This window comes from Micromonospora sp. NPDC005367 (assembly GCF_040606825.1).
In the GTDB taxonomy this organism is placed as follows: Bacteria; Actinomycetota; Actinomycetes; order Mycobacteriales; family Micromonosporaceae; genus Micromonospora.
This window is the reverse complement of sequence record NZ_JBEXFP010000027.1, coordinates 76596-85241: the sequence shown is the minus strand read 5'-3', so window position 1 is coordinate 85241 and position 8646 is coordinate 76596. Positions and strand designations below refer to the sequence as shown.

At 71.6% G+C, this 8646-nt stretch carries 12 protein-coding genes; 8 read left to right on the top strand and 4 right to left on the bottom strand.

Annotation, left to right across the window (positions count from 1 at the left end; translation table 11 throughout):
* Positions 1-451: 451 nt before the first annotated feature.
* From dusB to ABZS42_RS19805, 4 genes are all read right to left on the bottom strand, one after another.
* A complete protein-coding gene (gene dusB / locus ABZS42_RS19820) occupies positions 452-1624 on the bottom strand; it encodes a tRNA dihydrouridine synthase DusB (protein WP_355147247.1) in 1173 nt (390 codons plus the stop codon).
* Between the two features lie 61 nt (positions 1625-1685).
* Positions 1686-3065 (bottom strand): glycine--tRNA ligase, encoded by a 1380-nt coding sequence (locus ABZS42_RS19815; RefSeq protein WP_355147245.1) that lies wholly within the window; start codon positions 3063-3065, stop codon positions 1686-1688.
* A 114-nt stretch (positions 3066-3179) separates the two neighbouring features.
* Positions 3180-3728: a hypothetical protein gene (locus tag ABZS42_RS19810; protein ID WP_355147243.1), complete on the bottom strand. Its 549-nt coding sequence runs from the start codon at positions 3726-3728 to the stop codon at positions 3180-3182.
* 24 nt (positions 3729-3752) lie between these two features.
* Positions 3753-4094, bottom strand: coding sequence for an antibiotic biosynthesis monooxygenase family protein (locus ABZS42_RS19805; protein ID WP_355147241.1), 342 nt, complete (start codon positions 4092-4094; stop codon positions 3753-3755).
* Between the two features lie 27 nt (positions 4095-4121).
* Here ABZS42_RS19805 and ABZS42_RS19800 point away from each other — a divergent pair, with 27 nt between their 5' ends.
* Genes ABZS42_RS19800 through ABZS42_RS19765 form a run of 8 tightly spaced genes read left to right on the top strand, consistent with a single transcriptional unit; the run spans position 4122 to position 8612 of the window.
* Positions 4122-4379 carry a DUF6703 family protein gene (locus ABZS42_RS19800; protein ID WP_355147239.1) on the top strand — a complete coding sequence of 86 codons (258 nt, stop codon included), beginning with the start codon at positions 4122-4124 and terminating at the stop codon, positions 4377-4379.
* 54 nt (positions 4380-4433) lie between these two features.
* The gene (locus ABZS42_RS19795; protein WP_355147237.1) at positions 4434-5390 is read left to right on the top strand and encodes a metal ABC transporter substrate-binding protein; all 957 of its coding nucleotides are present in this window, start codon (positions 4434-4436) and stop codon (positions 5388-5390) included.
* A complete protein-coding gene (locus ABZS42_RS19790; protein WP_355147235.1) occupies positions 5387-6148 on the top strand; it encodes a metal ABC transporter ATP-binding protein in 762 nt (253 codons plus the stop codon). Before ABZS42_RS19795 ends, ABZS42_RS19790 begins: the two co-directional genes overlap by 4 nt.
* Positions 6149-6150: 2 nt before the next feature.
* Positions 6151-7020 carry a metal ABC transporter permease gene (locus tag ABZS42_RS19785; RefSeq protein WP_355147233.1) on the top strand — a complete coding sequence of 290 codons (870 nt, stop codon included), beginning with the start codon at positions 6151-6153 and terminating at the stop codon, positions 7018-7020.
* A gap of 43 nt (positions 7021-7063) precedes the next feature.
* Positions 7064-7363, top strand: a complete 300-nt coding sequence (locus tag ABZS42_RS19780; RefSeq protein WP_355147231.1) for a metalloregulator ArsR/SmtB family transcription factor — start codon at positions 7064-7066, stop codon at positions 7361-7363.
* A 28-nt stretch (positions 7364-7391) separates the two neighbouring features.
* On the top strand, positions 7392-7790 hold the full coding sequence (locus tag ABZS42_RS19775) for a transcriptional repressor (protein ID WP_355147229.1): 399 nt from the start codon (positions 7392-7394) through the stop codon (positions 7788-7790).
* A gap of 39 nt (positions 7791-7829) precedes the next feature.
* The gene (locus tag ABZS42_RS19770) at positions 7830-8435 is read left to right on the top strand and encodes a hypothetical protein (RefSeq protein ID WP_355147227.1); all 606 of its coding nucleotides are present in this window, start codon (positions 7830-7832) and stop codon (positions 8433-8435) included.
* Between the two features lie 9 nt (positions 8436-8444).
* On the top strand, positions 8445-8612 hold the full coding sequence (locus ABZS42_RS19765; RefSeq protein WP_355147226.1) for a hypothetical protein: 168 nt from the start codon (positions 8445-8447) through the stop codon (positions 8610-8612).
* Positions 8613-8646 lie beyond the last annotated feature (34 nt).

The window sequence follows — 8646 nt, the reverse complement described above, 5'->3', positions numbered from 1 at the left end:
ACTCCACCAACTGACCCGGAGTAACCACACAGCACACACAACCAACCGAAAGGGCCGACCCCACAAAGGGGCCGGCCCTTTCGTCGTCCGCACACCACAAGGACCGGTCCTTACCTGAATCCGGCCCCTGGTCGACAACACATCTCGGCCACGCCATCGGCGCTCGGCCCAACCCGCCGCCGTCGCCGCTCGGCCTGAACCACGCCGTCGCCGCTCGGCCTGAACCACGCCGTCGCCGCTGGGCCCGAACCGCGCTCCAGAGTCGGGCCGCGTTTTGAACCGGGCCACTCGCCCCCGAACCACGCCGCGCAGCGCTGGGCCGGCAACGAACCACCCCGCGCAACCCTGCGCCAGGCCAGCCACGAACCACGCCACCCAGCCCGGTTCCGTGCACCGAATTCGGCCGCTCGCTCCGCGTCGTTCCCGGTGCTGTGGCAGTTTGGCGGACGGGTCAGCCGCCGGAGTCGGCGAGTTCGGCGCCCTCCGGCACGGTGTCGTCGTCGCGGCTCGCGAGCCAGCCGTCGGGCAGGAAGACCTTGCCCGGAGAGTTGGTACGGCCGCGCGGCTGGCCCAGGTTCTCCACCGGGAAGGGCACGGTCGGGTCGAGCTTGGCGAGCAGGTCGTCCAGTTGGGACAGGCTCTCGATCATCGCCAGCTCTCGGCGCAGCTCGCCGCCGATCGGGAAGCCCTTCAGGTACCAGGCGACATGCTTGCGGAAGTCGGTGCAGCCGTCCCGCTCGCCCCGGCCCGGGGTACGTTCGCCGGCGCTGAACTGCTCGACGAGCAGCTCCGCGTGCCGGCGCATGGTCGTGGCCACCTCGCCGAGGCTGGGCAGCCGGCGTTCGGGGCGGCCGTTGAACGCGGCTTCCAGGTCGGCGAAGAGCCACGGCCGCCCGAGGCAGCCGCGGCCGACGACCACCCCGTCCACGCCGGTGTGTGCGACCATCCGGAGCGCGTCGTCCGCCTCCCAGATGTCGCCGTTGCCGAGCACCGGCACGTCCAAGGCCTGCTTCAGGGTGGCGATCGCGTCCCAGTCGGCGGTGCCCGAGTAGCGCTGGGCGGCCGTACGCCCGTGCAGCGCTACCGCCGCCACTCCGGCGTCCTGGGCCGCGAGCCCCGCCTCGACGTACGTCAGATGCTCGTCGTCGATGCCCTTGCGCATCTTGACGGTGACCGGCACCCCGGCGGGTGACGCGGCGTCCACCGCCGCCTTGACCAGCCGGGCGAAGAGCCGGCGCCGCCACGGCAGGGCCGCTCCGCCGCCCTTGCGGGTCACCTTCGGCACCGGGCAGCCGAAGTTCAGGTCGATGTGATCGGCCAGGTTCCGTTCGACGACGATCCGCACGGCGGCCGCGGTGGTCTCCGGGTCCGTGCCGTAGAGCTGGAGGCTGCGGGGCTGCTCGTCGGCGCCGAAGGCGATCATCCGCAGCGTCTTCGGGTTCCGCTCGACCAGCGCGACGGTGGTGATCATCTCGCAGACGTAGATGCCGCCACCCTGCTCCCGGCAGAGCTGCCGGAATCCGACGTTGGTGATGCCCGCCATCGGCGCCAGCACCACCGGCGGCCACACCTGGTGCCGCCCGAGGATGAGTGGTCGCAGCGCGGGCAGGGTCGGGGCGGTCACCCGACAAGTGTACGGGGGCCCCGGCGGGCGCTCTCGCTCGCCGGGGCCCCCGCGTCGCAGCTCAGCAGCCGGGCAGCCGCTCGATCAGGTAGCGCTCGACCTGGTCGAGGGAAACCCGCTCCTGCCCCATGGTGTCCCGGTTCCGCACGGTCACCGCGTTGTCGTCCAGGGTGTCGAAGTCGACGGTCACGCAGAACGGCGTGCCGATCTCGTCCTGCCGGCGGTAGCGGCGGCCGATCGCCTGTGAGTCGTCGAACTCCACCACCCAGCGCTTGCGCAGCGTGGCGGCGAGCTCCTTGGCCTTCGGCGAGAGCGCTTCGTTGCGGGACAGCGGCAGCACCGCCACCTTGACCGGGGACAGCCGCGGGTCGAAGCGCATGACGGTGCGCTCCTCCATCTTGCCCTTGGCGTTCGGCGCCTGGTCGACGTCGTACGCCTCGAGCAGGAAGGCCAGCACCGCGCGGGTCAGGCCGGCGGCCGGCTCGATCACGTACGGCGTCCAGCGCTCGTTCTTCGTCTGGTCGAAGTAGGACAGGTCGACCCCGGAGTGCTTGCTGTGCGTGGAGAGGTCGAAGTCGGTCCGGTTGGCGATGCCCTCCAGCTCCGCGAACTCGGTGCCGCCGAACTGGAAGCGGTACTCGATGTCGACGGTCCGCTTCGAGTAGTGGGAGAGCTTCTCCTTCGGGTGCTCGTAGAAGCGCAGGTTCGCCTCCGACAGGCCGAGGTCGATGTACCAGTTCCAACGCTCCTGGAGCCAGTACTCGTGCCACTTCTCGTCGGTGCCCGGCTCGACGAAGAACTCCATCTCCATCTGCTCGAACTCGCGGGTACGGAAGATGAAGTTGCCCGGGGTGATCTCGTTGCGGAACGACTTGCCGGTCTGCGCGATGCCGAACGGCGGCTTCTTGCGTGCGGCGGTCGCCACGTTGTTGTAGTTGACGAAGATGCCCTGGGCGGTCTCCGGCCGCAGGTAGTGCAGACCCTCGTCGCTCTCCACCGGGCCGAGGTAGGTCTTCATCAGGCCGTTGAACATCTTCGGCTCGGTGAAGGTGCCCTTGTTGCCGCAGTTGGGGCAGTTCAGCTCGGCCAGCGAGGTCAGCGGCTTGCCGTGCTTCTCGGCGTACGCCTCCTCCAGGTGGTCGGAGCGGAACCGCTTGTGGCAGGACTGGCACTCGGTGAGCGGGTCGACGAACTCGGCGATGTGACCGGATGCCTCCCAGACCTTCCGGGCCAGGATCACGGCCGAGTCCAGGCCGACGACGTCGTCCCGCCCCTGGACCATAATCTTCCACCACTGCCGGCGGACGTTCTCCTTGAGCTCCACGCCGAGCGGACCGTAGTCCCACGCCGACCGGGTGCCTCCGTAGATCTCGCTGGAGGGAAAGACGAAGCCTCGGCGCTTGGCGAGGCTGACGACGGCGTCGATACGGTCAACTGGCATGTTTCCTCCTACGCCGGCTGGCGGTCGGCGGGGACGTGGTGGGCACGGAATGAGCAGTTCGGGACAACGCTAGCGACGGAAGCGCCCTGAGCCCAGCAGAATACCGGGGCGGGTTCAGTTGATCCCGCAGACCTCCAGGCCACCGGTCTGCGGGTCCTGGCCGAGGATGACCTGTTGCCGCTCCCGCCGGCCGCCCTCGAGCATCACGTCGACGGGCACGGTGAGGTTGTTGGTGTCGACGTCGCCGACCCGGTACGCGGTCACCTGCGGCTCCGCGGCCACCCGGCTCTCGAAGTCCGGCCGTGACTCGCGGCGCTGCGCGTCGTCGCAGAGCTGGTCGTACGCCTGGCCGAAGTTCTGGTCGACGAGCGCCTGGTAGTAGTCGGTGGAGACCGTGCGGCCCTGCTCACGGACCGCCTGCACGCCGCTGACCGCGAGACCGACCACGGCGCTGCCGCCTCCGCCGCAGCAGAGCAGCACGGCCAGCGCACCGACGCCGAGGCCCAGCCAGAGCCGGGTCCGACGCCCCTCGGTGGGCGGTGCGGCGAACGGCGGCGACACCCCGGGACCTGGCGGCGGGGCGGGTACGGCGGGTGGTTGTTCGCCGGGCGGCCCGGGCGGCGAGGGGTGCGGCGGTGGGGCTGCCGGTCCGGGAGCGGTCATACGAGCAATCTAGTGCCCGCGGGCTCAGCGGTAAGGACCAGCGGCACGATCACTGGCGTTGACCACCACCGTCCCGCCGGGCGCGGCGGTGGCGAGCGTCTCGTAGGCGGACGGCTCGTCGAGTGACTGTGCGAGCAGCGGAACGGCGGCGACCTTGACCTCGAAGCCGCCCAGCGCCCGCCGGTACGCCCCGACGGACTCCCACTCGGTGACCAGGCACCAGTGCGTCGGGTCGTCGAGCGCCCGGAGCAGTTGGCCGCGCAGGTAGCCGGGGCGGGCGGCCAGCGCGGTGAGGGCGGCGTGCGCGCGTTCGGTGAACTCGTCGGCGACATCGACGTCGACCACGAACCGGTTGGTCACCAGCACCGGCGTCCTCCTCGTAGAGTCTGTGGGATGCAGCGTACGCAGAGCCCTGTGTTGGGCCGGCTGGCCGGGGTGAACCCCACGGCGGTGTTCCTGATCACCTTGGCGCTGGTGCTGGTCGCCCTCTTCGCACCCGGAGTGATCGGCGGGGTGCTGCTGCTGGCGCTCGCCGCGGTCCTGGTCGTGCTGCTGGCCACCACCTGGCCGGTGCAGGCGCCGCAGACCCGCGTGGTGCGGCTGCTGATGCTGACGCTGCTGGTGGCGGTGGCCCTGGTCAAGCTGCTGTGACATGCACTTATGCGTTTTTGACAATCATTATCGTTACGACGGACAGTTGACGCCATGAGCAACCGCGTCACCGTCCGTACCCTGGCCGCCGCCACCACCGCCCTACTCGCACTCGGCGGCGCTGCCGCCTGTTCCTCCGGCGGACCAGCCGACGCCGACCCGCAGCGGGTCGACGTGGTCGCCGCGTTCTACCCGCTCCAGTTCATCGCGGAGCGCATCGGCGGCGACGCGGTCCGGGTCACCAACCTGGTCAAGCCGGGAGCCGAGCCCCACGACCTGGAGCTCACCCCGAGCCAGGTCGGCGAGGTCAGCCAGGCCGAACTGGTCGTCTACCTGAAGGGCTTCCAGCCGGCGCTGGACGAGGCGGTCCAGCAGAACGCCGCCGACCGGGCCTTCGACGTCTCGACTGTCGAGCCGCTGATGGACGCCACCACCGGTGGCCACCAGCACGAGGGGGACGAGGCCGAGGAGGAGGAAGCGGCGCTCGGCGGCAAGGACCCGCACTTCTGGCTCGACCCGACCCGTCTCGCCACCGTCGCCGACCAACTCGCCGATCAGCTGGGCAAGGCCGACCCGGACCAGGCCGCCGACTTCACCTCCCGCGCCAAGGAACTCCAGGCCGACCTGGCGAAGCTGGACACCGAGTACGCCACCGGCCTGAAGACCTGCGAGCGCCAGGAGATCGTGACGAGCCACACGGCCTTCGGCTACCTGGCCAAGCAGTACGGGCTGGAGCAGGTGGGCATCACCGGCCTCAACCCGGAGAGCGAGCCCTCTCCGCAGCGGCTCGCCGAGGTGGCCGAGGAGGCGCGGGCGCACAAGACCACCACGATCTTCTTCGAGACGCTGGTCAGCCCGAAGATCGCCGAGACCATCGCCGCGGAGGTCGGCGCGAAGACCGCCGTGCTGGACCCCATCGAGGGCCTCACCGACGACAGCGGCTCGTCGGACTACCTTTCAGTCATGCGTACGAACCTGCAAGCGCTGCGTACGGCGCTGGGCTGCTCGTGAACCCACCCGTGATCACCGTCGCACACGCGGCCGTCGGCTACGACGGCCGCGCCGTGCTGCGCGACGTCTCGCTCACCGTCACCGCCGGTGAGGTGGTCGCCGTGCTCGGTGCCAACGGCTCCGGCAAGTCCACCCTCATCCGGTCCGTGCTCGGGTTGGTCCCGCTGAGCGCCGGGTCGGTCAGCCTCTTCGACCGCCCGCTGCGCCGCTTCCGGCAGTGGGAGCGGATCGGGTACGTCCCGCAGCGGCTCGGCGCGGGCGGCGGGGTACCGGCCACCGTCCGGGAGGTCGTGGCCGCCGGCCGGCTCGCCCGGCGGGGCATTCTCCGCCCGCCCGGCGCCGCCGACCGGGTCGCCGTCGACAGCGCGCTGCGCGCGGTCGGGCTCGCCGACCGGGCGAACGACGCCGTCGCCACCCTCTCCGGCGGCCAGCAGCAGCGCACCCTGATCGCCCGGGCCCTCGCCGGCCGTCCCGAACTGCTGGTGCTGGATGAGCCGACCGCCGGGGTGGACGCGGCCAGCCAGGAGGCGTTCGCCGCGGCGCTGCGCGACTTCGTCGCCGACGGCGGGACGGTGCTGCTGGTGGCGCACGAGCTGGGCCCGCTGCGGCCGGTGATCAGCCGGGCGATCGTCGTCCACGAGGGCGGCATCTGCCACGACGGCCCGGTGCCGGAACCGGCCGGTCACCACGCCGAGCCCGACCACGACCACGTGCACCCGCACTGCGACGACGAGCCGGCCCGGCTCTGGAGCATCTGACCATGGAACTCTTCCAGTACCCGTACATGCAGCGCGCCCTGATCGCGGCGCTGGTCATCGGCCTCGCCGCCCCGGCGCTCGGGATCTACCTGGTGCAGCGCCGGTTGGCGCTGATCGGCGACGGAATCGGGCACGTGGCGCTGACCGGCGTCGGCGCCGGCCTGCTGCTCAACCGCTCCCCGGTGCTCGTCGCGGTGATCGTGGCGACCCTCGGCGCGATCGCCATCGAGCTGGTCCGCTCCCGCGGACGCACCTCCGGAGACCTCGCCCTGGCACTGCTCTTCTACGGCGGCATAGCCGGCGGTGTGATGCTCGTCGGGCTCTCCCACAGCCCCAGTGCGAACCTCAACGCGTACCTCTTCGGATCGCTGACCACCATCTCGCCGGGCGACCTGACCACGATCGTGGTGCTCGGCGCGGTGATCCTGGTGGCCATGCTCGTGCTGCGCCCGGCGCTCTTCGCGGTCAGCCACGACGAGGAGTACGCCCGGGTCTCCGGCCTGCCGGTGCGGACGTTGAACCTGCTGATCGCGATCACCACCGCGGTCACCGTGACGATCGCCATGCGGGCGGTCGGCGTACTGCTGATCAGCGCGCTCATGGTGGTGCCGGTGGCCAGCGCCCAACAGGTGACCCGCGGTTTCCGGTCCACCATGACGGCGGCGATGGCGCTCGGCCTCTTCGCCGCCGGCTCGGGCGTCTGGGTGGCGGCCACCGCCGACACCGCTCCCGGCGCGTCGGTGGTGCTGATGGCGATCGCCTCGTTCCTCGTGGTCGCGCTGGCCGCGGCCGGCTGGCGGGTGCTGCGCCGCCGGCGGGTGCCCGCGGCGGCTCAGACCACCCCCGAGCCGCACGAGGTCGTGCTCGGATGACCGGGGCGGGCGCGAGCCCGGCGGAACTGGTTATCGTTACGGGGTGAGCAGCGGATCGGGCTACGACGGCTTCGAAGGTGCCAGTGAGCTTTTGCGCGCGCTGTCGGCCCCGATCCGGTTGGCCATCGTCAGCGAGCTCGCCGCCGGCGAGCGGTGCGTGCACGAGTTGGTGGAGAAGCTGGGCGTGACGCAGCCACTGGTCTCCCAACACCTGCGGGTGCTGCGGGGAGCCGGTGTGGTGCGGGGCTCCCGGCGAGGTCGGGAGATCGCATACTCCCTGGTCGACGAGCACGTCGCGCACATCGTGGCGGACGCGGTCAGCCACGCCGGTGAGGGATCATGAGGCGGCGACGGGTCGGAGGTGTCACGTGGTGAGCGAGAGCAGCGCAACCCTGCGCAACACCCGTCAGCGCAGTGCGGTCAGCGCTCTGCTGGCCGAGGTGGAGGGATTCCACAGCGCGCAGGACCTGCACGCGATGCTGCGTACACGGGGTGAGCGGGTCGGTCTCACGACGGTCTACCGGACGCTGCAAGGGCTCGCCGACGCCGGCGAGATCGACGTGATGCGCCCGCCGGGCGGCGAGCACCTCTACCGCCGGTGCAGCGAGGGGCACCACCACCACCTGGTCTGCCGGGTCTGTGGGCGGACCGTCGAGGTCGAGGGCCCCGCCGTGGAGAGCTGGGCCGAACGGGTGGCCGCCCAGCACGGCTACGCCGACGTGAGCCACACCATGGAGATCTTCGGCACCTGCCAGGGCTGCGCCGGCTGACCTCCCCAACCGGCCGCCGGCCGTGCCACGCTGTCCGGCGTGAAGATCTATGCCGATCGCTTTCCGACCGCCGCCCGACAGTTCCTCACCGACCTGCTCGTCGTCGTCTGGGTGTACGCCGCGATCCGCGGCGCGCTCTGGCTGCACGATCTGGTGCAGAAGCTCGCCGTACCCGGTCAGAAGCTGGAGGGCGCCGGCGGCGGGCTCGCCGACAACCTGGCCGAAGCCGGCGGCAAGGTCGGCGGGGTGCCGCTGGTCGGCGACGAGCTGACCGCCCCGTTCGAGCGCGCGGCCGGTGCCGCCCGGGCGCTGGCCGAGGCCGGCCGTGACCAGCAGGAACTCGTCGACCAGCTGGCCCTGGCGCTCGCCGTGGCCGTGCTGATCTTCCCGCTCGGCCTGGTGCTCGTCGGCTGGCTGCCGCTGCGGGTGCGCTGGGTCCGCCGCGCCGGGTCCGCCGCGAAGCTGGCCGCCGCGCCGGGCGGGCGCGACCTGCTGGCGCTGCGCGCACTCGCCCGCCAGCCGCTGGACCGGCTGACCCGGATCGCGCCCGACGTGGCCGAGGCCTGGCGCCGCGGCGACGACGCCACCGTCGACGCGCTCGCCGCGCTGGAGCTGCGCAGGCTCGGCCTACGGGCGGGCCGCTAAGGTCTTCGGGTGTTCTACTTCCTGGTCGTCATCGCCGTTCTGCTGCTCGGCTACGCCGCCGTACTGGTCAGCCTGGTCCGTAAGGGCCGTCGCATCCCGCCCGCGGCCTACCTCGGCCTGGCGGCGCTCAACGGGCTGATCCTCGCGGCGATCCTGGCCTGGGCCATCGCCCGCTGACCCAGGGAGGGGCCTGGGGGCAGGTCTCGTCCGG